At 49.9% G+C, this 22,719-nt stretch carries 20 protein-coding genes, 1 tRNA gene and 1 pseudogene; 16 read left to right on the forward strand and 6 right to left on the reverse strand.

The genetic code is table 11. From position 1 onward, the window contains the following. Positions 1–52: 52 nt before the first annotated feature. The 9 genes and pseudogenes from AAG834_RS01115 to trxA all read left to right on the forward strand — a co-directional run bounded on the left by AAG834_RS01115 (position 53) and on the right by trxA (position 7,715). The gene (locus tag AAG834_RS01115; RefSeq protein WP_003757858.1) at positions 53–247 is read left to right on the forward strand and encodes a hypothetical protein; all 195 of its coding nucleotides are present in this window, start codon (positions 53–55) and stop codon (positions 245–247) included. After that, positions 217–393 (forward strand): annotated as a pseudogene (locus tag AAG834_RS01120) (deaminase domain-containing protein); the annotation flags it as partial. The gene AAG834_RS01115 and the pseudogene AAG834_RS01120, both read left to right, overlap by 31 nt. 4 nt (positions 394–397) lie before the next feature. Further along, positions 398–781 carry a hypothetical protein gene (locus AAG834_RS01125; RefSeq protein WP_002219725.1) on the forward strand — a complete coding sequence of 128 codons (384 nt, stop codon included), beginning with the start codon at positions 398–400 and terminating at the stop codon, positions 779–781. 146 nt (positions 782–927) lie between these two features. After that, on the forward strand, positions 928–1,578 hold the full coding sequence (locus tag AAG834_RS01130; protein WP_342030994.1) for a DNA repair protein: 651 nt from the start codon (positions 928–930) through the stop codon (positions 1,576–1,578). Positions 1,579–1,669: 91 nt separating this feature from the next. Continuing rightward, a complete protein-coding gene (locus AAG834_RS01135) occupies positions 1,670–2,722 on the forward strand; it encodes an ABC transporter permease subunit (RefSeq protein WP_016687013.1) in 1,053 nt (350 codons plus the stop codon). 26 nt (positions 2,723–2,748) lie between these two features. Then, complete coding sequence (locus AAG834_RS01140; RefSeq protein ID WP_342030995.1) at positions 2,749–3,795, forward strand: ABC transporter permease; 1,047 nt, start codon at positions 2,749–2,751, stop codon at positions 3,793–3,795. Between the two features lie 155 nt (positions 3,796–3,950). Then, positions 3,951–5,492, forward strand: coding sequence for a fatty acid--CoA ligase (locus tag AAG834_RS01145; RefSeq protein ID WP_342030996.1), 1,542 nt, complete (start codon positions 3,951–3,953; stop codon positions 5,490–5,492). 192 nt (positions 5,493–5,684) lie between these two features. After that, on the forward strand, positions 5,685–7,232 hold the full coding sequence (locus AAG834_RS01150) for an ABC transporter ATP-binding protein (protein WP_342030997.1): 1,548 nt from the start codon (positions 5,685–5,687) through the stop codon (positions 7,230–7,232). A gap of 150 nt (positions 7,233–7,382) precedes the next feature. Then, entirely contained in the window at positions 7,383–7,715 is a 333-nt protein-coding gene (gene trxA, locus AAG834_RS01155; protein WP_049223229.1) for a thioredoxin TrxA, read from the forward strand. 379 nt (positions 7,716–8,094) lie between these two features. Here trxA and AAG834_RS01160 read toward each other — a convergent pair whose 3' ends face one another. From AAG834_RS01160 to AAG834_RS01175, 4 genes are all read right to left on the reverse strand, one after another. Further along, the gene (locus AAG834_RS01160) at positions 8,095–9,354 is read right to left on the reverse strand and encodes an RsmB/NOP family class I SAM-dependent RNA methyltransferase (RefSeq protein ID WP_342030998.1); all 1,260 of its coding nucleotides are present in this window, start codon (positions 9,352–9,354) and stop codon (positions 8,095–8,097) included. Between the two features lie 70 nt (positions 9,355–9,424). Further along, complete coding sequence (locus tag AAG834_RS01165) at positions 9,425–10,276, reverse strand: DUF1853 family protein (protein WP_342030999.1); 852 nt, start codon at positions 10,274–10,276, stop codon at positions 9,425–9,427. A 282-nt stretch (positions 10,277–10,558) separates the two neighbouring features. After that, on the reverse strand, positions 10,559–10,939 hold the full coding sequence (locus tag AAG834_RS01170; protein ID WP_003757884.1) for a putative zinc-binding protein: 381 nt from the start codon (positions 10,937–10,939) through the stop codon (positions 10,559–10,561). A 209-nt stretch (positions 10,940–11,148) separates the two neighbouring features. After that, entirely contained in the window at positions 11,149–14,475 is a 3,327-nt protein-coding gene (locus tag AAG834_RS01175) for a DUF2339 domain-containing protein (RefSeq protein ID WP_342031000.1), read from the reverse strand. 583 nt (positions 14,476–15,058) lie between these two features. Between AAG834_RS01175 and AAG834_RS01180 the strand changes: the two genes are divergently transcribed. The 3 genes from AAG834_RS01180 to AAG834_RS01190 all read left to right on the forward strand — a co-directional run bounded on the left by AAG834_RS01180 (position 15,059) and on the right by AAG834_RS01190 (position 18,054). After that, positions 15,059–16,513, forward strand: a complete 1,455-nt coding sequence (locus tag AAG834_RS01180; protein WP_342031001.1) for a TolC family protein — start codon at positions 15,059–15,061, stop codon at positions 16,511–16,513. A gap of 266 nt (positions 16,514–16,779) precedes the next feature. Continuing rightward, positions 16,780–17,460, forward strand: a complete 681-nt coding sequence (locus AAG834_RS01185; RefSeq protein WP_342031002.1) for a hypothetical protein — start codon at positions 16,780–16,782, stop codon at positions 17,458–17,460. 159 nt (positions 17,461–17,619) lie between these two features. Next, the gene (locus AAG834_RS01190; RefSeq protein WP_342031003.1) at positions 17,620–18,054 is read left to right on the forward strand and encodes a hypothetical protein; all 435 of its coding nucleotides are present in this window, start codon (positions 17,620–17,622) and stop codon (positions 18,052–18,054) included. 159 nt (positions 18,055–18,213) lie between these two features. Here the strand turns inward: AAG834_RS01190 and AAG834_RS01195 are convergent. Beyond that, positions 18,214–18,289: transfer RNA gene (locus tag AAG834_RS01195), tRNA-Asn, on the reverse strand. A 175-nt stretch (positions 18,290–18,464) separates the two neighbouring features. After that, the gene (locus AAG834_RS01200; protein ID WP_342031004.1) at positions 18,465–18,953 is read right to left on the reverse strand and encodes a NemA protein; all 489 of its coding nucleotides are present in this window, start codon (positions 18,951–18,953) and stop codon (positions 18,465–18,467) included. 396 nt (positions 18,954–19,349) lie between these two features. Here AAG834_RS01200 and dapF point away from each other — a divergent pair, with 396 nt between their 5' ends. From dapF to AAG834_RS01220, 4 genes are all read left to right on the forward strand, one after another. Beyond that, positions 19,350–20,201 carry a diaminopimelate epimerase gene (dapF, locus tag AAG834_RS01205; protein ID WP_342031005.1) on the forward strand — a complete coding sequence of 284 codons (852 nt, stop codon included), beginning with the start codon at positions 19,350–19,352 and terminating at the stop codon, positions 20,199–20,201. Continuing rightward, positions 20,198–20,806, forward strand: a complete 609-nt coding sequence (locus AAG834_RS01210; RefSeq protein ID WP_342031006.1) for a hypothetical protein — start codon at positions 20,198–20,200, stop codon at positions 20,804–20,806. Before dapF ends, AAG834_RS01210 begins: the two co-directional genes overlap by 4 nt. Before the next feature lie 114 nt (positions 20,807–20,920). Further along, on the forward strand, positions 20,921–21,853 hold the full coding sequence (gene cysK, locus AAG834_RS01215; protein ID WP_342031007.1) for a cysteine synthase A: 933 nt from the start codon (positions 20,921–20,923) through the stop codon (positions 21,851–21,853). A 202-nt stretch (positions 21,854–22,055) separates the two neighbouring features. Continuing rightward, positions 22,056–22,568, forward strand: coding sequence for a lipoprotein (locus AAG834_RS01220; protein ID WP_070491548.1), 513 nt, complete (start codon positions 22,056–22,058; stop codon positions 22,566–22,568). Positions 22,569–22,719: the final 151 nt, after the last annotated feature.

Consider the following 22,719-nt stretch of genomic DNA (forward strand, 5'->3'; position numbering starts at 1 on the left):
GCGTGGGCTCTGCCCGCGAATAAATCAAATAAACATTGCAGGAAAGAAGAAAATGGCAAAATTTTTAAATACCAGCGGTACAACGTATTACTTGGAGGAGTTAATTAAAAATGCACAGGAACGGCTTTATTTGATTAGCCCTTATCTAAAATTAAACGATAGGGTAAAAGAGCTTTTAGAAGACAAAGACCGCATGAAAATCGATGTGCGGATTGTAATGGAGAATATAAATTACTTGAAACTATAGCACAGCAACTCGGAAATAATCGTAATGTATCAGGTAGAATTGATCTATTTACAGAATTAAAGGCCTGTCAATCTTGCAGCAATGTTATTTTAGAGTTTAGAAATCGCTATCCAAATATTCAATTAAATATTTTTACAGGAAAATAGAATCATGGAAAAAATAAAAAATTATATAGAATTCAAGAAATTATTTAAAAATATAACGGAAAAATTTGTCAGAGATTTAGATATAACATTAATTGAAGCAGCTGAATATTCTATAATTGAATTCGAAATTTATTTATCTGAATATCCGGAAGATAGTACATTTATTTTTACAGCATGGGCAATCTATCTGTTAGAAAATAACTGTCTCAATGAAAGAGGAAAAGATAATTTTTTCATCGCGGAAATGAAAAAATGTTATCAACAAACTAATTTGGATAGAATAAAATCTATCTATTCTTCGAGTGACTATCATATTTTTGCTAAGGATGTAAACAAGATTCAACAAACATTTAAATTAAATCTTGCCAATATCATGCAGCAAGAGTAGCAACTGTATTTTTAACCCCGTCGGGCAAAAATACCAAAAACGGTAAATCACTAAAAATACTTTTATACCGCCGCAGCAGCAAGCTGTAGCCTGCATGAAACCTAAAATCCATGCGTAAGGTGTGTGCTCCAGCACGCACGCGTTCCATGATTTACGGCTCAATGCCGTCTGAAAAGCTCACAATTTTTCAGTATGGTAAAAGTGAATTGCAGCCATCAGAGGCAGCTTGGTTGAAAAATTTAAATTATGTTCGTACAAGCTATTGTCCGAATCTTCATGCAAAATGTTACGTCAGCGAAGATGCTTGCATTATTACAAGCCTGAATTTATATGAATTCAGCCAAGTAAATAATAATGAAATGGGTATCTTGCTGAAGCGTAGTGAAGATGGAGAAGTCTATCAAGATGCTTATAGCGAAGCGCAGCGTATTATCCGTATTAGCGATGAAGTTAAGATTTCAGTCGACGTAGTAGAAAAAGAGCAAGTAGCGCAGAAAAGTCAAGATACAGAAATTGCTAAAAAATACGATACATTGACTGTCGCTAAGCTGGCAGAAAAATGGGAAGTAACAACGGAAGAATGCAATGCGAAACTGTGTCATGCGGGCTTGCAGGAAATAGACGGTAAGTTCTACCGTTTGACAGATACAGGTAAGAAAGCCAGTGCACTTATCAAAAAAGGACGTTACGGATATTTTATTGTGTGGTCGGATAGTTTGACATTGGAAATGGTCGAAGCGGCTGGCAATAATCAGAAAGATTTGCTGGATAGGTTTATTAGCTGGCTTATCAGTTAAATTTTTTACAAGTATCAAAAGTATAGGTCGTCTGAAAGCAATCCGTACTTTTCAGACGACCTTAAAACCCAAATAGAGGAATACCCCAAGCATGTACCGTTACATCCTCCACCGCCTATTACTCCTAATCCCCACGCTGTTGGGGATTTTGGCGATTACTTTTGCCGTTATCCAATTCGTGCCGGGCGGACCGGTGGAGCAGATGGTGCAGCAGTTGACGCATGGTGCGGTCAGCGGCGAGACGGCGAATGCGACGGCGGGCAATATCATGAAAAACGGCAACCGCATCAGTCCGGAAGATTTGGCGGCGTTGAATGCGCTGTACGGTTTTGACAAGCCGCCGCTGACGCGGTTTGCGGATATGGTGTGGCGGTTTGCCCGTTTTGATTTGGGCAAGAGTTTTTTCCATCATGAAACCGTGTTCGAGCTGGTCAAACAGAAAATGCCGGTGTCGATGAGTTTGGGCTTGTGGACGTTTTTCCTGACTTATCTGATTTGTATTCCGTTGGGCATTGCCAAGGCGGTGCGCGACGGCAGCCGTTTTGATGCGGTAACGGGGATGGTGGTGCTGGTCGGTTATACAATACCGCCGTTTGTGTTGGGTTTGGTGCTGCTGGTGTTGTTCGGCGGCGGCAGCTTTTTTGCGTGGTTTCCGCAGGGCGGTTTGGTCGGCGATGATTTCGACACGCTGTCGTGGGCGGGCAAAATCAAGGATTATCTGTGGCACATGGCGTTGCCGATTACGGCTTCGGTGGCGGGCAGTCTGGCGGTAACGACGGTGTTGACGAAAAACGTGTTCCTTGAAGAAATCCGCCGCCAATATGTCTATACCGCCCGCGCCAAGGGCCTGCCGGAAAAGCAGATTTTGTGGAAACACGTTTTCCGCAACGCGATGATTCCGCTGATTACCGGCTTTCCCGCAGCCTTTATCGGCGCGTTTTTCACCGGCAGCCTACTGATTGAAACCTTGTTCTCGCTCGACGGGCTGGGTCTGCTTTCCTACGAGGCGGTGATGAAGCGCGATTATCCGGTGGTGATGGGGACGCTGTATGTGTTCACACTGATGGGTTTGCTGGCGAAATTAGTGTCGGATATTTCTTATTCGTGGGTCGATCCGCGCATTCATTTCGGCGGACAGAAATAGGTCGTCTGAAAAAATGTTTCCGAATCATGACTGATAAACCTTTCCAAACCATGAAAACACACACCTCAAACTCCACTTGGCAGGCATTCAAGCAACACAAACGCGGCTGGTTCGCGTTGCGGGTTTTAGCCGTTTTGTTCGCCGTCGCGCTGCTTGCACCTTTGTGGAGCAACGACAAGCCCTTGTGGATACGTTATCAGGGCGAATATTATTTTCCGCTGGTAAACGAATACAACGAAACCGTGTTTGGCGGCGATTTCGATACGCCTGCCGATTACCTAGACCCGCTGATACGCGGCAACATCACGTCAATCGGCAATTACGCCGTTTATCTGCCCAATCCCTACGATGCCGATACGCTCAATGATTTCGACACGCAGCCCGACCCTGCAAGTCCGTCCGAAAGGCACTTGCTCGGCACGGACGACCGCGGTCGCGATGTCTTGGCGCGTTTGGTTTACGGATTCCGCGATTCCCTGTTGTTTGCCCTTGCGCTGACTTTGGTAACGACCGTGATCGGCGTGATCACCGGTGCGGTGCAGGGTTATTTCGGCGGCAAGACCGACCTTTTTATGCAGCGTTTTATCGAAATCTGGGGCGGGATGCCGGAGCTTTATTTGCTGATTATCTTGTCTTCGTTTTTTAATCCCAGTTTGTTGATTTTGCTGGTGTTGCTGTCGCTGTTCGGCTGGATGGGGCTGTCGGACTACGTCCGCGCCGAGTTTTTGAAAAACCGTCAGGCGGATTACGTTTTGGCGGCGCGTTCGATGGGCGTGGGCAACCGCGCGATTATGTGGCGGCACATCCTGCCCAACAGCCTCACGCCCGTATTGGCGTTTCTGCCTTTCCGCATCTCCGGCGCGGTGCTTGCGCTGACCAGCTTGGATTTCCTCGGTTTGGGCGTGCCCGCGTCGCAGGCGAGTTTGGGCGAGCTCTTGGCGCAGGGCAAGGACAACTTGGACGCTTGGTGGATAGGTTTGTCCACCGTCGGTACGCTGACGGTTATGCTGCTTTTGCTGGTGATGATAGGCGAGGGTTTGCGTCAGGCGTTTGACGTGCGCGCTAGGGGATGATTTTCCGTATTGCGGATGAATATAAAAATAGCCGATAGCTCATTTTCCTGCTATATAGATGGCTTTCCAGGTCGATGCTTGTCTTCAGGGTGAAAAACCTGTTTATAAGTGCGACCTCTATAATATTTTACTCACTTCATTTTTAAAGAATTTCAATGAATCAAACACACAACACAAACTTTTATGAAATGCTGGCCGCTGCCTGCCGTAAAAACGGCAAAGGTACTGCGGTGTTCAACGACAAAGAAAAAACCACCTACCACGCGCTCAAGCAAGAAGTCGATGCCGTAGCCGCATATCTGCAAAATATGGGCGTCAAATTCGGCGACAAAGTCGCTTTGGCGGTATCCAATTCGCCCGAATTTATCAGCGCTTATTTTGCCGTCTCCGCCATCGGCGCGGTTGCCGTACCGATGAATACGTTTTTGAAAAACAACGAATACGCGTATATTTTGAACGACTGCAAAGCAAGGTTTATGTTTGCTTCGGCAGGTTTGCAGAAAGAATTGAAGGGGCTGAAAAAACAGACCCGCGTCGAGAAAATCATTTGGATAGGCGAGGCGAAAGCGGCGGACGAAGCCGATGTTCGTTTTGAAGAAGCGCGCCGTTTTTCGGGTACCCCCGATTTGAACCGCCAGCCGAAAATCGATGATTTGGCGCATATTATTTACACTTCCGGCACGACAGGCCATCCCAAAGGCGCGTTGATCAGCTATGGCAACCTGTTTTCCAACCTTGAGGGCATCGAGCGCATTTTTAAGATTACCAAACGCGACCGCTTCGTCGTGTTCCTGCCGATGTTCCACAGCTTTACGCTGACGGCCATGGTGTTGCTGCCGATTTATATGGCGTGTTCGATTATTTTGGTGAAATCCGTTTTCCCGTTTTCCAACGTTTTGAAACAGGTTTTATTCAAACGTGCGACCGTGTTTTTGGGCGTGCCCGCGATTTACACTGCCATGAGCAAGGCGAAAATCCCTTGGTATCTCAGATGGTTCAACCGCGTCCGTCTGTTTATCAGCGGCGGCGCGCCTTTGGCGGAACAAACCATCCTTGATTTTAAAGCGAAGTTCCCGCGTGCCAAGCTTTTGGAAGGCTACGGTTTGAGCGAATGCTCGCCCGTTGTCGCCGTCAACACGCCCGAAAGGCAGAAAGCCCGCAGCGTCGGCATCGCCTTGCCCGGATTGGAAGTCAAAGCCGTCAACGACGAATTGGTCGAAGTGCCGACGGGCGAAGTGGGCGAACTCATCGTCAAAGGCGGTTCGGTCATGCAGGGCTACCTGAATATGCGCGATGCCACCGACGAAGCCATCGTCAACGGCTGGTTGAAAACAGGCGATTTTGTCACGATAGACGAAGACGGCTTCATCTTTATCGTCGACCGAAAAAAAGACCTGATTATTTCCAAAGGACAAAACGTTTATCCGCGCGAAATCGAAGAGGCGATTTACAAACTTGACGCCGTCGAAGCCGCAACCGTCATCGGCGTGAAAGACCAGTACGCCGACGAAGAAATCATCGCCTTTATCCAACTCAAAGACGGCGAAACGTTGAACGAAGCCGACGTGCGCGCCCATTTGCGCGGACATTTGGCGAATTTCAAAATCCCCAAACAGATTTACTTTAAAGACGAACTGCCGAAAAACGCCACGGGCAAAGTGTTGAAACGGGTGTTGAAAGAGCAGTTTCAGAGATAATCAGCGTTCAGACGACCTCGGTTTGCGGGTTTGAATTAGAGGTCGTCTGAAAAGTAGAAAGCCGATGTTTGCTGGGTGCGTTTTTTGTTCATCATCAGATATGGCTTATTGCTTCGTAAAGATTTCTGCCCGTGCGGCGAGTATTGCCGATTTGATTCCAACCGTTTTCCGTTTTCAGACGACCTCCATATCATGACGAAACCCATCCTTGAAATTGAAAACCTGAACGCCTTTTTCCCCGGTAAGCAAGTTCTGCACGATGTCAGCCTGACCGTACAGACCGGCAGGAAGCTGGCATTGGTCGGCGAAAGCGGCAGCGGTAAAACCGTGTTGGCGCAGGGCATTATGCGGCTGAATCCGCTGGTGTCGTTTGAAGGTCGTCTGAAATTCGACGGCAACGATTTGCTGACCCAATCCGAACGCGCCCTGCAAAAGCTGCGCGGGCAGGAAATCGGCATGGTGTTTCAAGAACCGATGACCGCGCTCAATCCCGTGATGCGCGTCGGTGCGCAGATTGCCGAAGTGTTGACCCTGCATCTGGGCTTGGACAAAAAACAGGCATGGGCGAGGGCGGTCGAACTCTTGGCGGAAACCGGTATCCGCGAGCCGGAGCAGAAAGCCTTTGCCTATCCCTTCCAGCTTTCCGGCGGACAGCGGCAGCGGGCAATGATTGCGATGGCGGTTGCCGCCGAACCCAAGCTCCTGATTGCCGACGAACCGACTACTGCCTTGGATGTCGCCGTGCAGGCGCAGATTCTCGATTTGTTGGCGCGTTTGCAGCAGGCGCACAACATGACCATGCTCTACATCACCCACGACCTGAACCTTGTCCGCCGCTTTGCAGACGACGTCGCCGTGATGCGCGGCGGACGCATTGTCGAAACGGGTGCAGCGGCGGAAGTGTTTGCCCGCCCGCAACACGAATACACGCAAATGCTGTTGAATGCCGTCGCTGCGCGCAAGGTCGTGCCTTTGGCGGACAAGCCCGCCACCGTCTTGCAGGCGGAGCAGCTTTCCGTTGCCGTCAAAGAAACGGCGGGCTGGTTCAAAAAACGCAGCAAAACCCTGCTGGAGCCGGTTTCCTTCGATTTGAAAGCGGGCGAAACGCTGGGCATCATCGGCGAGAGCGGCTGCGGCAAAACCACGCTCGCAAAAGCCGTGATGCACCTTATCGATGCGGAAGGTCGTCTGAAAATCAACGGCGAAGCTTGGACGCGCGAATCGAGGCGCGACATCCAAATGGTGTTTCAAGACCCCTTCGGCGCATTCAACCCGCGCATGAACGTCTTTAATATCGTTTCCGAAGCCCTGTGCGTCCACGAACCCGATTTGTCCCGCGCAGAAATGCGGCAGCGCGTGCAAGACGTATTGCGGCAGGTCGGACTGCCCGAAGACGCGCTCGAACGCTATCCGCACGCCTTTTCCGGCGGACAACGCCAGCGGCTCGCCATCGCCCGCGCCATCATCGTCCGCCCGAAAATCCTCGTTTTGGACGAACCCACCAGCGCGCTCGACGTACAATGGCAGCAACAGATTCTGGAGCTGCTCGCCGATTTGCAAAAACAACACGGTCTCAGCCTCATCATCATCAGCCACGACCTCGCCGTCATCCGCGCCCTGTCGCACCGAGTGATGGTGTTGAAAGACGGCAAAATCGTTGAAGAAGGCGACTGCGAAACCGTATTTGCCAACCCTTCCAGCGATTACACGCGCCATCTGATGAGCTTTAGGGCAGGCTGAACTGTCGGGCAGGTCGTCTGAAAAACATTAGCCAATCGCGATGGCGGTCTTACAAAAAAACTATTACACTTTGGCGACACTTGAAATTTTCAGCCCCAAGCCCTATCCTGCACAACATCTGATTCAATTTGACACAAAAAGGAAAAACTCATGAGCAGCGAACTGATTATCCACACCACCGATGCAAATTTCGAACAAGACGTTTTGAAATCCGACGTTCCCGTATTGCTGGACTTCTGGGCACCTTGGTGCGGCCCTTGCAAAATGATCGCTCCGATCTTGGACGACATCGCCGCCGAATTTGAAGGTCGTCTGAAAGTCGTCAAACTCAACATCGACGACAACGAAGCCACTCCCGCCAAATTCGGCGTACGCGGCATCCCGACGCTGATGGTGTTCAAAAACGGCGAAAACGTCGCCACCAAAGTCGGCGCTTTGGCAAAAGGTCAATTGACCGCGTTTGTAAACGCTTCTTTGGCTTAAGTTTCAACAACGCAAAAGGTCGTCTGAATTTTCAGACGACCTTTTTTGTATGCTTGGATTTTAGGGAACGGGGTGTTTTGCCTGTTCTCTTCTTTATCGTTCGAGGATTTCGGCAAACGGGTATTGCCCGATTAAATTCGCTTTAATCTGCGCTAAAAAGGTCGTCTGAAAACCTAGTATCAGGTTTTCAGACGACCTTTCGTATAGTGGATTAACTTTAAACCAGTACGGCGTTGCCTCGCCTTAGCTCAAAGAGAACGATTCTCTAAGGTGCTGAAGCACCAAGTGAATCGGTTCCGTACTATCTGTACTGTCTGCGGCTTCGTCGCCTTGTCCTGATTTAGTTAATCCACTATATATTTACGCCTTGTTTGAACATTTATTCTTTGCGTTGCAAAACGGCGGCGAAGAATCCGTCGGTTTGGTGTTTTGCCGAATCGAGGCGCAGGTATTTGCCGGTGTTTAAATCGATTTTCAAACCGGCGAGCAGCTCGGCGCAGTCGAGGAGTTCGTATTCCGGGTGTTCTTCCAAAAAGCGTTCGACCTGCATTTCGTTTTCTTCGGGCAACACGCTGCAAGTGGCGTAAACCAGCCTGCCTTGCGGCTTGACCAGTTTGGCGGCGGCATCGAGGATGCTGTGTTGCTGCTCCAAAAGTTTGGCGACGGTTTCGGGCGACTGGCGGTATTTGAGGTCGGGATTGCGGCGCAGCGTGCCTAAGCCTGAGCAGGGGGCATCGACCAGGACGCGGTCGGCTTTGCCGGTGAGTCGGGCGATGCGGCTGTCGTGTTCGCTGCTGATGCGTTCGGGGTGGATGTTGGTCAGTCCGGCACGGGTCATGCGGGGCTTGAGGTTGGCAAGGCGTTTTTCGGCGATGTCGAAGGCGTAGATTCTACCTTTGTTTGCCATTTGCGCGCCGACGGCTAAGGTTTTGCCGCCTGCGCCTGCGCAGAAATCGACGATGATTTCGCCGCGTTTGGCACCGACGAGCAGGGCGAGGAGCTGGCTGCCTTCGTCTTGGACTTCAAGCGTGCCGTCTAAAAACAATTCGTGTTTGTTGAGGGCGATTTTGTTTTTCAGGCGGATGCCCCAAGGGGAATAGGGCGTGGCTTCCGCATCGGGGCTTTCGGCTTGAAGCAGGGTCAGCACTTTGTCGCGTCTGCCTTTGAGCGTGTTGATGCGGATGTCGAGCGGCGCGGCTTGGTTAATGCTGCGGCCGAAGGCGAGGATTTCTTCGTCGCTGAAATGTTTTTGCAGTTGCTCCACCAGCCATTGCGGCAATTCGGCGGCGGTATGGAGGTCGTCTGAAAATTCGGTTTTGCGCGCTTTGAGGCCGCTGAGAAACTCGGTTTCTTCTTCGTCGAGCAGGTCTTTGATTTGGCTGATGTTGGTGCTTCTGCCGAGGACGAGTGCGGCAAGCGCGGCTTTGCGCGGCTGGGCGTGCGGACGGCGCAGGACGGCACTGATTTTTTGATAATGGCGCAGGGCGGCGAAGGCGGTTTCGGCAATTTCGTGGCGGTCTTGCCTGCCGAGTTTTTTGTGTTCGCGGAAGTAGCCGGACAGAACGGCATCGGCAGGCTGTTTGAAGGTCAGCATTTCAGCCAGCACTTTGGAGGTATGGTCGAGTTGGATCGGGGTCATGGTGGGTTCGCAATCGGGGGAAAGGCTTGGATTATACTGGAAAGGTCGTCTGAAAACCCTGAATCGGGTTTCAGACGACCTTCATGATGCGTTCGATTTCATGCCAAAAGCCGTCGGGACGCAATTCGAGTTTGGCGATTAAACCGCTTTCGATTTGGCGGACAGCATGGTCTGACAGGGTCTGCGCTTCGGCGACGCGGGCGGGGGCGAGGTATGCCATGCGGTCGATGAAGTGGTAGCGTGCGCCGTCGTGGGTCGGATATGCCGACCAGTCTCGGATAAAGACGCCACACCAGCAGTATGGGTTCAGCGGGGCTTCGGCGGAATTTGCGCCAGCGGGGAAAAAGCCGATGCCGCGTATGACGGAAGCGGGTTGCGGCGCGTCGGGGAGACGGTTTTGCCGCAGGGTTTCGCTGCCTTCGAGGGATTGAAGCAGGGCGAGTTGGCGGGGCAGTTTGGCGACTTTGGCGGCGAGGGTGTCTTTGGAATTGAGTCCGCACAGGTCTGTAGATTTGCCGCTGTCGCTGCCGTAATATTTGCAGGTCAGTTCGATATGGTAGGGTTTGCCGTTGATGGAGGCGATGAAATCGGCGGCGCCTTGCGTGAGGTCGTCTGAAAACACGGGTAGGTTGCAGGCGTGCAATTCGGTATGCGGCGCGTGGGCGAACCAAAATGCGAGCAGGCGCTCGGCGTAGATGCCGAGTCGGTTGCCGAAGGGAGCATGTTCGGCGAGATAGTCGTCGAGCGGGGCGGGATTACCGTCCAAATCCAAAAGATAGCGGAAGCCGCGTTCGCCCAATAGAGCGCGCACACTCAATTCGCAACCGCTTTGCCAAAGCGGCGGGGCAGTCAACAGGGTGGCGAGGTCGCGGACGGACGGGGTGGCGAGTTTCCACCATAGGGCATCTAGGGCGTAGTTCATGGGGCGGTGCGGATGTTGGGAAGGTGATGGATTTTATAATATTGAGCATGAAGTTGAAACCTGTAGGCCGCTGTACCGTCTAAGCAGCAATTGTTTTCCCCTTCAAGATATTGAACAAGTTGGCAATCGGGCGGTAACGTTCTCCCTGCCAAAAAAGGTCGTCTGAAAACGCTTTAGCGAGACTTGCTATCGGTTTTCAGACAACCTTTGTTTTGAAACGGTTGTCATCCATTCGGGTTTGTGTCGAAGGTTTTGCAAACGGATTGCTTGGGGGAAAGGTGGCTAGTTGCTTAACACATCGTGTTTTTTAGTTAAGACATATTGATAGACTTCTTCTACCGCCGCTTCGTCATAGCTTTTGCCAAAACGCTTTTTGTAGCCCAAGTCATAGAGTTTGACGTGGTGTTCTTCTGAAATCTCGACGCCTACGTTTTCCAAACACGACTTGGCGCAATGCAGATGGCAGCCGTCGATGACCAGCATCGGCCGGCCGGACTGCGCTTTGCGTACTAAAGGTGCGACTTTGCCTCCTACGCCGGAAATGCACGACATTTCAAATTCGCCGGCGTGATCGAGTGCTACGGCGGTATTGTTGGCAAGTTGCGCTACGTCAGAACATCCGGAACAGGAATAAATCAACGGAAGTTCGCTGCGGTTGGGCATTTTTAATCTCCTCTTTAGACCGTTTCATTTTGTATGTGTATTTTAATCCATCAATAATCGGTAAAGCACGCTTAGATTGAAGCAGGCCTGACAAAAGTGGTCGGATTTTCTGCAATGTCGGGTTGGATTCGGGATGCCTGAAGGTCGTCTGAAAATATTTTAGCAAAACTTGCTGTCGGTTTTCAGACGACCTTTTCTTTGGGACTGGACTATGCTTTGTCCTCTTCGTTTTCCACCGCTTTGGGCGGAACGGGTGCGAACCAGCCGACCAAGAGTAGCAATATTCCGACGATGATGAAGGAGGCGATGCGGGCGATGCCGCCGCTGTTGGCAAGCTCGATGAGGAAGAGCTTGACGACGACGACGGCCATCAGCGCCGCGCCGGTTATCCAGAAGGGGCGCAGTTTGCGTCGGTTGCCGTACACCATCAGGATGATGGCGGTAACTGCCCAGACGACGGAGAGGCTGGCTTGCAGGCCGAAGGATTGGAGCATGATGTCGAGGCGCCAAGTGATGCCGTCGTAGAAATGCCATAGGCGCATCACGCCCGCGCTGATAACCATGAATGCGAGGGCGGCGACGCCGGGCGCGTTCACGCGGCGGTATTCCAAAGGCAGGGCTTCGGGCAGGGACTTCAGAGCAAACCACAGCATTCCGGCGCAGGCGAGTTCCAGCGGGTTAAGTAGCGGGATATACGGCAACGGCGCGGGTTGGAACGGAGTGGAGAAGTTCGTCCATATCATCCAACTTGCGGCGGCAAGGGCGGCTATCGGCAGGGCGAAATGCTGATAGGCGGCTTGATGTCGTCTGAAAAAGCCGCGCTGCCGCTGCGTATGGAGGACGATCCACATGATCAGCGGTACGGCAAGCCACGAGAGCTGCGACCAAACGCCGTCGAGACGATCGCCGACATACATTCCCGACCAAAGCGACCAAAGGATGCCGAGCATGATGATGTTGAGTTTGTGCAAGTCGATAGGCGCATTGATTCGGTGGTTATTCAGGATGACGAAATTCAACACGGTGGCGGCGGCAAGCGGGAGGGCTGCGGCGGCCATCCATAGGTGTTCGAGGTGATAGCCGATGAAGTGCAGCGCAAACAAAGGCATGAATGCCAAGGTCGTCTGAAAAAGCTCTTTCCAGTTTAAACGGTTGGCAAGCAGCAGCAAGGTGGTGAATATCGGCAATGCCCAAAGCTCGATAAACAGGGTTTCTTCGCCCGTCCATTGGGTGTAGGTGGCAAAGCCGCCCAACATCAGGGCGATAACGAGGATAGCCCAGCCTGCAATCCGTGAGAATGGGAGGGGTTGGTCTTGTGTGTCTTGGCTTTCCGAGACTTCGGTTTGGACGCGCGAATATTGCAGCGCATAGGCGGCGGCAAACAGCAGCGGCGCAGCGGCGAAAAGGTGCCAGTGTGTTAAAAAGCCGTAGGGTTCATCATTAATCGAGGCTTGGAAGATCAGAATAAAGATTGCATTGCCCAAGGCGAATGTGCTGAACACGTCCGACTTGCCTTTGCCCCGGCAGAACGCCCAAGCCGCCACCAAAATAGAGAAAACGATGATGCTGCCGCGTTCCGCGAAAAACAGTAAAGGCAGGATGGATGTGTAGAGCAGGGCGGCGCAGAGGGTTGCATTTTGAAGCGTGTGTTCCCAGTGTGCCGAGCCTTTACGGCGGTAGAGATGCCATTGCAGGTAAATTGCCGCGCCGCCGAACAGGGTCAGCAGGGTGGTGAACCATTGACCTTGCGGGATAGTGTTTTCTCCCGGCTGATAACTGCTCAGTTGGATCAGCGCCGCCAGCAGATAAACGACGAGCGCACCCAAACGCATATGCGGACGCTGTTGGCGCAGTCCGAAGAAATACACGAGCGCGGATTCTACCGTCCACAGGATGACGGTGTTGCCGCGTTCAAAGTAAAGCGGAACGGCGAGCGTGAGGAACAGCAGCGACAGGGCAAAAAACGCCTGACGCAGGATATACAAACCCTGTTGCCGTTTCAGCATCAGCGCGGCAAGCCCGTAAACGGCGGCGAAGCCCAGAGCAGAGAATGCGTCCGCAGACGGCCAGTGTTCCACCATGCGGTATTGCAGCCCGAACGCTGCCGCCATCGTGCCGAACAATAAAGTATGGTCGAGGACGTGGACGCGCAGACCGTGGGAGTAGAGGCTGTTCCAAATTTCTTCCAGCGTCGCATTGTCGGCAACGGGCGCGAGCGTGTCTTCGCGGTTTTCCGTCAGCTTGCGGCGGGCGAACAGATAGGCAATGAAGGTGTAGAGCAGCCAGTGGTAAATCAGGAAAGGCTCGGTGGTGGCGAAATGCTGCGGCGTATAGCTTTGCATACCCCACAACGCGGCGATGGAGAAGGTTCCGGCGAAACCCGTCAGGTTCAGCGGCCGCCATGCCTTAAACCAGGCAATCGCCGCTACGCCGGCATTGAGCAGGGAAAGGTAGGAAAACAGCACCAAATAATTGCCGCTGCCGTCGGATGTCAGGATGGGAGCCGCCAGACCGCCGACCAAGGCGACCTGCGCCATAATCTGCGCGTTTTGCCTGATTGCCAGCAACGCCATCAATACAACCATCGCCACCATCAGTACGAACACGATCGGCGCGGGCAAGAGCGGATGCAGTTTCAACGCCGCCAAAGAAGTCAGATACATTACCGCCACGCCGAAGCCCTGCAACACCAAGCCGTATTCGCGTTTTCGGCTTTGCAGCTTCCAGCCGCCGATGACTGCCGCCAGACCTGCGCCTGCCACGGTCAGGTAACGCATTTCCACCGGTACATAAATCCGCTCGGAGGCATAGCGCAAGAGGAACGCCAAGCCGAGGAACAACACCACGATACCGGTTTTCAGCAGCGGATTGCCGCGCAGGAACCAAGCAACAATCGGATTTTCGGAGAATTTGAAATCGAAACCTTCTTCCTTGCGGATAACGGTTTCACTGGATTTTGCGTCTGCGGTTTCAGCGATATTTTCAGACGACATCTGCGCTTCATTTTCAGACGATGTTTGCAGGACAGGCGCGTCTTGTTTGCGTTCGTCCTCTTGAATAGCAGAAACTTGGATAGGCGTTTCGACGCTGTCTGCGTATAGGGCAGGTTCGGGCTGTACGGAAGGTTCAGCGGAAACAGTGGGAACAGGTGTAGCAAAAGAGGGTGCGGCAACCGGTTCGACGTGCGGCTCGGCGGGCGTATTGTCCGCCGTTGCCAAAGGTTCAACCTTCTCATGAAGCGGCGCAGAGGTCGTCTGAATATCGTCGGCATGTTCGGACAAAACAGCACGCAGTTTCCGTGCCTGACCGACTTCTGCTTTATCATGAACGGTTTCATGTTCCAAAGCCGTCAAACGCAGTTTCAGCAACTCGATTTCTTTTTCCAGATTTTGCAGTTTTGCATCATGTTCTTCCTGACGCGGTTTGCCGAGTTCCCGCGCAAACAACCATAAAATAGAGCCGAAAATGACGCCGACGGTCATTTCGTCAAGAAAATAGCCAATGAGGATGGGGATGAGTAGGCAGAAATACTGCATAAAACACCTGTCCGATAGAGGTAAAAATATGCCAATTGTAGCATTCTTGTCATGAGAAAGATGTATAGAAGGCGTAACGGTAGGAAAAGCTGTTGTGCGGTAAGCGACATTGTATTTGCAGAATTAATTTACGGCACAAGGTCGTCTGAAAAGCGAAATTGGATTTCAGACGACCTTGTCGATGGGTTTTGTCCTGCTGTTTATCATGAATATAGGCTTTACATCGTGAAACCGGGCGCAAATCCTGTGAACTTGCCATGCTTGATACGGACTATTTATTATAGGCGTTAGCTTCGATAGGGTACGGTTTGTCTAGCCACCAAGTCCCAAGGCTTTTTTGATACCCATCTTTTTCGAAAGAAAATCTAATGCCTCATTTTCGGATTTTCAACCAATTTGTCCCCTCTCCCCGTGGGAGAGGGTTAGGGAGAGGGCAGTAAGCCGCAGGCTTACATTCAGGTTCCTAGGTTTCGCAAAAAATCTTCTGAAAGGTCGTCCTGTCAAGAAGCTGCGCACGCTGAAAACGAGCGAAACAAATTTCGCCAACACGGAACGCTAAAACCTTTTCAAAAAGGAAAATACGATGAAATTCAATCAAATCCATTTATTGTGTATTGCCGCAGTCTTGGCGCTTGCAGGCTGTAAAAACACAGAAGTTCCGTTAAACAGTCGAGTTGAATTGCCTGAAACATTTACGCAAGATGCGGCGGCAAAGGGCAGTACGGACATCGGGGCGTGGTGGCAGCAGTGGAACGATCCGGTGTTAAGCGGGTTAATCGCTCAGGGTTTGGCGCAGGGGCATGATGTGAAAATCGCCGTCAGCCGTCTGAACGAAGCCCGTGCCGTGGCGGGGGCGGCGCGTGCCGATTTGGGGCCGACCGTCGGACTGAGCGGCAAGGTGGGGGCGAATTACAGCAAAATGGATAACCCGCTCGACAGTAATGCTAGGGCGTTGCTCTCGCGTTATCCGCAGGCCTCGTCTTTAAACGGCGATACCATCGAGTCCACAGGCACCAGCATGTACGGCGGACTGACCGCTTCGTGGGAGCCCGATATTTTCGGCAAGAAACGCAGCGATGCCGATGCCGCCCGTTATGCCGCACTCGGACAACAAGAGCTGGCATATGGCGCGCAAATGCTGGTGGCGGGCGATATTGGCGACAATTATTTTAAGGCGCGTGCGGCGCAAGGCCGTCTGAAAACCGCCGACCAAACCGTTGCCACCTTGCGGCGGATGGTGCGCTATATCGAAGGGCGGTTTAAGGCGGGACATGTCAGCGGCTATGAAGTGAACGAGGCGAAAGTGCAACTGACCTCGGCGGAAGCCAAACGCGCTACGATAGGGGCGGAATACGCCGCTTATGTGCGCAGTATCGCCGTGTTGACTGGCAACGTGCCGCAGACGTTTACACTGCCAGAATCGTCTGTCGATGCGTTGGCGAACCAACCCTCCGCACCAAGCGGGCAAACGCCGCAAGGTTTGCTGGAGCGCCGCCCCGACCTGCGCGCGCAGGCGGCTCAAGTCAATGCCTATGCCGCCAAATTCGCCAGTGCCAAAGCCGATTTGCTGCCGCGCTTCACCATCAGCTTTATGGGGCAGGGTGGGCGCATCGGTGTGGACGGCGACCGTTCGCTGACCGGCTGGGCAAGTTTGCTGTCGGTGGGCATACAGACGCCGCTGTTCACCAACGGCCGCATCAAAGCCAATATCAAAGCCGCCGACGCGCGCCTTCAGACGGCATTGTTGGAATACGACAAACGGCTCCTGACCGCGCTGGGCGAAGTGGACAGCGCATATCAAGGCGTGGAATCGCTAAGCCGCCAAACCGAACTGCTGCAAACAGCCCACCATCAGGCGGCTCGCTACGCGACCGATACGGAAAAAATGTTCCGCAACGGCTACAAAACGCTGGATGTCGCTCTCAAAGCCCATATCGCTGAAGACCAAGTGCAGGAAAACCTGATTGCGGCGCGACTGGCAAGGGCGCAGATGCTGGTGTCGCTGTATAAGGCATTGGGCGGCGGCTGGTCGAAGTAAAGAAGCAAAAAGGTCGTCTGAAAAATTTCAGACGACCTGGGTTTATTAAAAAAATTGAAAATTTCTGATATCGGTATGGATAAGGTTGCCGATTAAAAAGGTTAGTGGGTAACGGACCAAATTTGTGCGCAAGGAAGTGGTGATGAATCAAGGCGAACCGTATTTAGTTAGCAATATAAGGGATTTTTAGAAATGAATGAGAAAAGCAGACTGTCTGTCCCATGTTTGCCAAATCAATATCTGGGAAAATTTACTTAGGATTTTCAATGATGAAATTTTATTATCTGACTATCAGTCACAATATCCCATGCAGGGTTGGTTTTTACAACAATTATCTACTGCCGGAGGAGTTTCTCCCAGCCTTTCAACTGAACGATTTTAAAGTGGAATATGGTTCTCTTCCTTGGTATGCTGGGATAACACGGAAGCGTAAAAAAATTATACTTCCTGATAATCTTATTTTGGTCTCTAATTTAAGGGAATATGACTATCCAGTACGTAGCTTATCTGAATACACTTATATCATTACTGAAGAATTTATGCGGTGTTTGGATGGAATGAAGACAAATATTTTACAAATAAAGCCTGTAAAATATATGAACGGAAAAACAAGAAATATCATATCAAATCCAGCTTATTATGCGATGACAACAGATAAGTTAGAACTAGAAGATGTTGTAAACCTAAAAGAATGCGAATATGAGCAGATTTATGGAGTTGATGAATTACTCAAAATGAGCATTTTGGAGAATTGTGATTACGATTTATTTGATATTAAACATGAGACTAAATGTTCTTTGATTGTTTCGGAAAAATTTCGACAAAAAGCTAATGATTTGAAGTTGGAGTATTTGGAATTTCTGCCCGTTGAGTTGACAAGGTTAATCACATCCAAGGAATGGATGGCTACGGAGATAAATTCTTTGCCTAGATATACCCCTGTTTAATAAATTTTATATGTATTGTTTGATACACACAAAAGACTGTAAAAAGGTCGTCTGAAAAATTTCAGACGACCTGGGTTTATTAGAAGAATTGAAAATTTCTGATATCGATATAGATAAGGTTGTCGATTAAAAAGTTTTAGTGGGTATCAGACTAAATTTATGCGTGAGGAAGTGGTGATGAATCGATGTGAACTGTATTTAGTTAGTGATATTGTTGAAAGCGGAAGGGTTGGTAAGCTTCATGTAGGGGATGATCAAGAAGATATTTGCCAAGAGATCAAGGGTTTTGTATTAAACCCTATGAGGACTTCTAAAAAGTCAAAAATATTTTTAGATACTTATGAAAATATAATGTTCTTGTTAGAAAATAAAAAAATAATCTGTATGCAGATAAATTTCGAGAACAGAGATGCCAAATCCGTAGTTTTAAATGATTTGTTTTCAGAATTCTCAAGTATTGATGACTGGCTAAATTTTGCTGAAAAGTACGATTGGCAATGTGGGAAGAATGCATCAATATATGTATTTAGAAAAAATAATGTTTTTATTCATGTGAGTGCTCAGGGTGTGCTTCATTTAATATCTATTTATTAGGCTATTGAGGGCATCCAAGTTTCTATTCATGTTTAGTGTGTATGGAATACAAGTACAAGGATGTTTGGATTGGGGAAGTACCGAAGAAGAATGCTGAAGAAGTTAAAGTAGAGTCAGTAAACAAAAAAGCCTGAACATTGTGTTCAGGCTTTTAAAATTTGGCTCCCCGACCTGGGCTCGAACCAGGGACCTGCGGATTAACAGTCCGTCGCTCTACCGACTGAGCTATCGGGGAATAGGGGTGCATTATATCGTCTGAAAAAAAAGTGTCAATAGTATTTTTCAGATGAAGGGTAGTAATGTTACAAATATTTGAATGTTAAAAGTATTTATTTTGTGAATAGTTGTGTCGGAAATCAATAGGCGTAAATGGCAGCAGGTGCGGTTGGTCTGTCAGGGCACTATTCTGTCTAATATTTTGCACTGACGAGCTTGCCGTTGCGGAACTCTTGGTGTTGCATTACGGCGCCGTTATAGGCGTATGTAGTGAGTGAGCCGTCGTTTGGTGTAGCGCGGAATTGCATCAGTTGGTTGCGGCTTAAAATAAAGGGGTCTGTCCGCTTCCGGCTGTTGTCGCTGTAAAAATCTTGTACGGTATATTGATCGCCGCGTTTGTTTTTCAGCTGGCGGTAGTAGCCGCCTTTGACAGCGCTGTTGCTGGGATTGCCGTGTGTATCGAAATAAGTTACGATTTGTTCGTCAATAATATTGATGCCGCCTGTGTTGTTTGGGGCGGTTTTATTTTTGTCTAAGGCAATCGGTATGTTGACGGAAGTACCCAGTCCGACATGGCGGCCAACGCCTGTTCCTATGCCTAAACCGATGGACATGCCGGGTGTGCCGGCGGTGCAGGCGCAGAGTGTGGATGTGAGAAGGATGAGGGGGATTGAGTGTTTCATGGCATTTCCTCGCTATGGGTAGGAGTGAAAATGAACCTGATTGCAGGCGGTAACGGGAAGGCGTGGTTTTCGTTGGAGAGCTTACGGTTGGGGACTTTTCTTATTGAATTATATCGTTTTTGTACAGTAAAGGACGTTAGTTTTGATAAAGCTGGGAGAAAGAGGAATTAAGGATATATGGATAATGAGGGCAGAGGTATGAAATCGGGAAAATCTGCGATATAGCATATATATAGTGTAGAATGCTGTTCAGACGACCCTTTAGATGGATTTTTTGTAAATTAAAGGGGCGTTTTCGGTAAAACCGACCTTACGATGATGGGGTAACGCTATCAAAATTTGAGAAGATTTGGGTATTGGGTTGCTATTTGATCGATAACGAATTCTGGAAAAACAATGAAAACCTTGAAATTTACCAAAATGCACGGTTTGGGCAACGATTTTATGGTGGTAAATGGCATCGGGCAGGATTTTGATCCGCTGACTGCGCCGCTTGCCGAATGGTCCGACCGTTTTAGAGGGGTGGGCTTCGATCAGTTGCTGTTGGTGGAAAAGCCTTCTTCCGATGCAGTGGATTTCCGTTATCGTATTTTTAATGCGGACGGCAGCGAGGTGGAGCAGTGTGGCAACGGTGCGCGCTGTTTTGCCCGATTTGTAGCGGATAAAGGTTTGACCGATAAAAAGGAAATTTTGGTTGAAACGGCTAAGGGTGTGATTATTCCCAAGCTGTTGGACAATGGTTTGGTTACCGTGAATATGGGCAAACCGCGCTTTACGTCGTCTGAAATCCCGTTTGTGCCGGTTCCTGACGAAGCGGATGACGCTTTGACGCATATGGTGATGGTCGGATTGGAGACGGTACAGGTCAGTTGTGTAAATATGGGCAATCCTCATGCTGTGATTGTGGTTGAGGATGTACAGACTGCACCCGTGGACCATTGGGGTGAAGCGATTGAGTCGCACGAACAGTTTCCGGAACGTGTCAACGTCGGCTTTATGCAGATTGTCGATAGGGAATCTATCCGCTTGCGCGTATTTGAACGCGGTGTGGGTGAAACTCAGGCTTGCGGTACGGGGGCTTGTGCGGCCGTGGTGGCGGGCGTTCGTTTGGGGTTGCTGGCAGAAGGCGTGCCTGTGAAGGTTTCGCTGCCGGGCGGGGATTTGTTTATTACTTGGTCGCATGGTGAGGACGTTTTGATGACCGGTCCTGTTCAAACGGTATTTGAAGGCGAGTTGCAGTATTCATGATTTGGACGAATTTGGATTTTCTCGCCGTTGTTGCTTATGGGCTGGTGTTTTTTGGATTGATTTTCCGCGCTGAAATGTTCCAGTGGTTTTGGGCTTCGGTTGTTTTGTGGCTGGGTGTGTCGATTTTGGGATCGCAGCTTTTGCCGGGAATGTGGGGGATTACCCATGTCGGCCCGTTGTTTGTCCCGCATTTTTATCTGACTTTTGCCAGCGTGTTTTTCTTTGCTTTTCATTGGAAAAAGCAGGCGGATACTGATTTTTGGCAGGCGGATTTACGGCATCCGTTTTTGAGTGTGTTTGCCGTCAGCAATGTATTGATGACTTTGGCTTTTGTGTCGATTGCCGCGATATTGTATTTTCTGATGCCGGGCCGTTCTTTGGCTTTTACGTTTCCGGCTTTGTTGAAACTGTACGCGCTCAAGCCTGTTTATTGGTTTGTTTTGCAGTTTGTCATGATGGCGGTTTTTTATCTGCACCGCAGAAGTATTGCCAAGCAGTCGCCGGCGGTGTTCAGTAAAGCGCAACTCAGACTGGGCTGGCTGATGGCTTTGGTCATGCAGACTTTAGTCACGGGGGCGATAGTCGGAGAAATCGGACTTCATTAGGACGCATCAAGCCAAACAACCAAAAGTTATAAATAAAGAAACATTCGATATTGGTTTTTCAGACGACCTGTCTTTAATATACAGGTCATATCACATCAAAATCTGGAGTAGAAAATGAAGATTGCAAGCAGCATTACCGAGCTGATCGGCAACACCCCGTTGGTCAAATTAAACCGTCTGACTGAAGGTTTGAAAGCCGAAATCGCCGTCAAACTGGAATTTTTCAATCCCGGCAGCAGCGTGAAAGACCGCATCGCCGAAGCGATGGTTGAAGCCGCCGAAAAAGCGGGCAAAATCGGTAAGGATACCGTAATTGTGGAAGCGACCAGCGGTAATACGGGTATCGGTTTGGCAATGGTGTGCGCGGCGCGCGGCTACAAGCTGGCAATCACGATGCCTGAAAGCATGAGTAAAGAACGCAAAATGCTGCTTCGTGCGTTCGGTGCTGAATTGATTTTGACACCCGCGTCCGAAGGTATGGCAGGGGCGATTGCAAAAGCACAAGCCTTGGTGGACGAGCATCCCGATACTTATTTCATGCCGCGCCAATTCGATAACGAGGCGAACCCGCAAATCCACCGCGAAACGACCGCCGAAGAAATTTGGCGCGATACCGACGGTAAAGTTGATATTTTTGTGGCGGGTGTCGGTACGGGTGGTACGGTTACCGGCGTGGGCGAAGTGTTGAAAAAATACAAACCCGAAGTCAAAGTCGTTGCCGTCGAGCCCGAAGCTTCTCCGGTGTTGAGCGGTGGTGAAAAAGGTCCGCACCCGATTCAAGGTATTGGTGCCGGCTTTATCCCTACCGTGTTGAATACCAAGGTATATGACAGCATTTCCCAAGTCCCGAACGAAGCGGCATTTGAAACTGCCCGTGCGATGGCGGAAAAAGAAGGTATTTTGGTCGGTATTTCTTCCGGTGCGGCAGTATGGAGTGCGTTGCAGCTCGCCAAACAACCTGAAAACGAAGGCAAACTGATTGTCGTGCTGCTGCCTTCTTATGGCGAACGCTATCTTTCTACGCCTCTGTTTGCCGATTTGGCATAATAGAGTTGAGAGAAAATAAGTGATAAAAAAGACCGCTTTGGCGGTCTTTTTTTGTGGTTTCGCGTTTTGGTGTGGTACAAAAATGAATTTAAGGCGTCATATCGTGTAAAGATTGGAATGTAAGACGAAAGTTGTTGTAATTCAGTTAACAGAAAAAGTCAGATTGATATAGAATTTGGTTATCTGGATAATCCTGATTATAATGGTAGACATGAAAAAATATATCCCCATCTTATTTGCGTTGGCGGCACTTGCCGGTTGTGAGACCATTTATGTCCCAAGTTTGCAAGAAGTGCCTGTCCGTCCGACTAATGTTAAGCCTAACGTTAAAGCGACTAAGGCTGAAAAACCTGCAGCATTCAGTTTGGCTTCTTCGCATTGGAGTGATGTTTCAAAAATCCGCGATGAGGCAACGCGTTTGAGCTATCAGGTCAGCCAAGGAAAAATGACTAAAGTTCAAGCTGCGCAATATCTGAACAAGTTCCGCATTCAGCTTGTCGGTCGTAATGTCGTGGATGATAGCGTATATGAGGTTTATCTGCGTTCTGCCGTTGACAGCCAACGAGGCGAAATCAATACCGAACAATCCAAGCTGTATATCCAAAACGCTTTGCGCGGTTGGCAGCAACGTTGGAAAAATATGGGCAACAAACCTTCCAATCCGGCGTTTACCAACTTCCTGATGGAAGTGATGAATATGACTCCGTTGAAATAAGTTTCACATTTCAAACAAAAGGTTCTTGGATTCGGATTTCAAGTGCAACACTAGTGTATCAGTGGTTTGAACAGATTCAAGAATAAAACACTTGGCGTTTCGTAGCCAAGTGTTTTTCTTGGCCGGTGGTTCAACTCATCTTGAACCCTGC

Origin of the sequence: Neisseria sp. Marseille-Q2251, assembly GCF_940793045.1 — a bacterium.
Taxonomy (GTDB): domain Bacteria; phylum Pseudomonadota; class Gammaproteobacteria; order Burkholderiales; family Neisseriaceae; genus Neisseria.

What these genes read in the sequence shown, in the direction of transcription:
- AAG834_RS01115 (WP_003757858.1), top strand. Translation starts at nt 53, where the DNA reads ATGGCAAAATTTTTAAATACCAGCGGTACAACGTATTACTTGGAGGAG.
- AAG834_RS01125 (WP_002219725.1), top strand. Translation starts at nt 398, where the DNA reads ATGGAAAAAATAAAAAATTATATAGAATTCAAGAAATTATTTAAAAAT.
- AAG834_RS01130 (WP_342030994.1), top strand. Translation starts at nt 928, where the DNA reads ATGATTTACGGCTCAATGCCGTCTGAAAAGCTCACAATTTTTCAGTAT.
- AAG834_RS01135 (WP_016687013.1), top strand. Translation starts at nt 1,670, where the DNA reads ATGTACCGTTACATCCTCCACCGCCTATTACTCCTAATCCCCACGCTG.
- AAG834_RS01140 (WP_342030995.1), top strand. Translation starts at nt 2,749, where the DNA reads ATGACTGATAAACCTTTCCAAACCATGAAAACACACACCTCAAACTCC.
- AAG834_RS01145 (WP_342030996.1), top strand. Translation starts at nt 3,951, where the DNA reads ATGAATCAAACACACAACACAAACTTTTATGAAATGCTGGCCGCTGCC.
- AAG834_RS01150 (WP_342030997.1), top strand. Translation starts at nt 5,685, where the DNA reads ATGACGAAACCCATCCTTGAAATTGAAAACCTGAACGCCTTTTTCCCC.
- trxA (WP_049223229.1), top strand. Translation starts at nt 7,383, where the DNA reads ATGAGCAGCGAACTGATTATCCACACCACCGATGCAAATTTCGAACAA.
- AAG834_RS01160 (WP_342030998.1), bottom strand. Translation starts at nt 9,354, where the DNA reads ATGACCCCGATCCAACTCGACCATACCTCCAAAGTGCTGGCTGAAATG.
- AAG834_RS01165 (WP_342030999.1), bottom strand. Translation starts at nt 10,276, where the DNA reads ATGAACTACGCCCTAGATGCCCTATGGTGGAAACTCGCCACCCCGTCC.
- AAG834_RS01170 (WP_003757884.1), bottom strand. Translation starts at nt 10,939, where the DNA reads ATGCCCAACCGCAGCGAACTTCCGTTGATTTATTCCTGTTCCGGATGT.
- AAG834_RS01175 (WP_342031000.1), bottom strand. Translation starts at nt 14,475, where the DNA reads ATGCAGTATTTCTGCCTACTCATCCCCATCCTCATTGGCTATTTTCTT.
- AAG834_RS01180 (WP_342031001.1), top strand. Translation starts at nt 15,059, where the DNA reads ATGAAATTCAATCAAATCCATTTATTGTGTATTGCCGCAGTCTTGGCG.
- AAG834_RS01185 (WP_342031002.1), top strand. Translation starts at nt 16,780, where the DNA reads ATGATGAAATTTTATTATCTGACTATCAGTCACAATATCCCATGCAGG.
- AAG834_RS01190 (WP_342031003.1), top strand. Translation starts at nt 17,620, where the DNA reads ATGCGTGAGGAAGTGGTGATGAATCGATGTGAACTGTATTTAGTTAGT.
- AAG834_RS01200 (WP_342031004.1), bottom strand. Translation starts at nt 18,953, where the DNA reads ATGAAACACTCAATCCCCCTCATCCTTCTCACATCCACACTCTGCGCC.
- dapF (WP_342031005.1), top strand. Translation starts at nt 19,350, where the DNA reads ATGAAAACCTTGAAATTTACCAAAATGCACGGTTTGGGCAACGATTTT.
- AAG834_RS01210 (WP_342031006.1), top strand. Translation starts at nt 20,198, where the DNA reads ATGATTTGGACGAATTTGGATTTTCTCGCCGTTGTTGCTTATGGGCTG.
- cysK (WP_342031007.1), top strand. Translation starts at nt 20,921, where the DNA reads ATGAAGATTGCAAGCAGCATTACCGAGCTGATCGGCAACACCCCGTTG.
- AAG834_RS01220 (WP_070491548.1), top strand. Translation starts at nt 22,056, where the DNA reads ATGGTAGACATGAAAAAATATATCCCCATCTTATTTGCGTTGGCGGCA.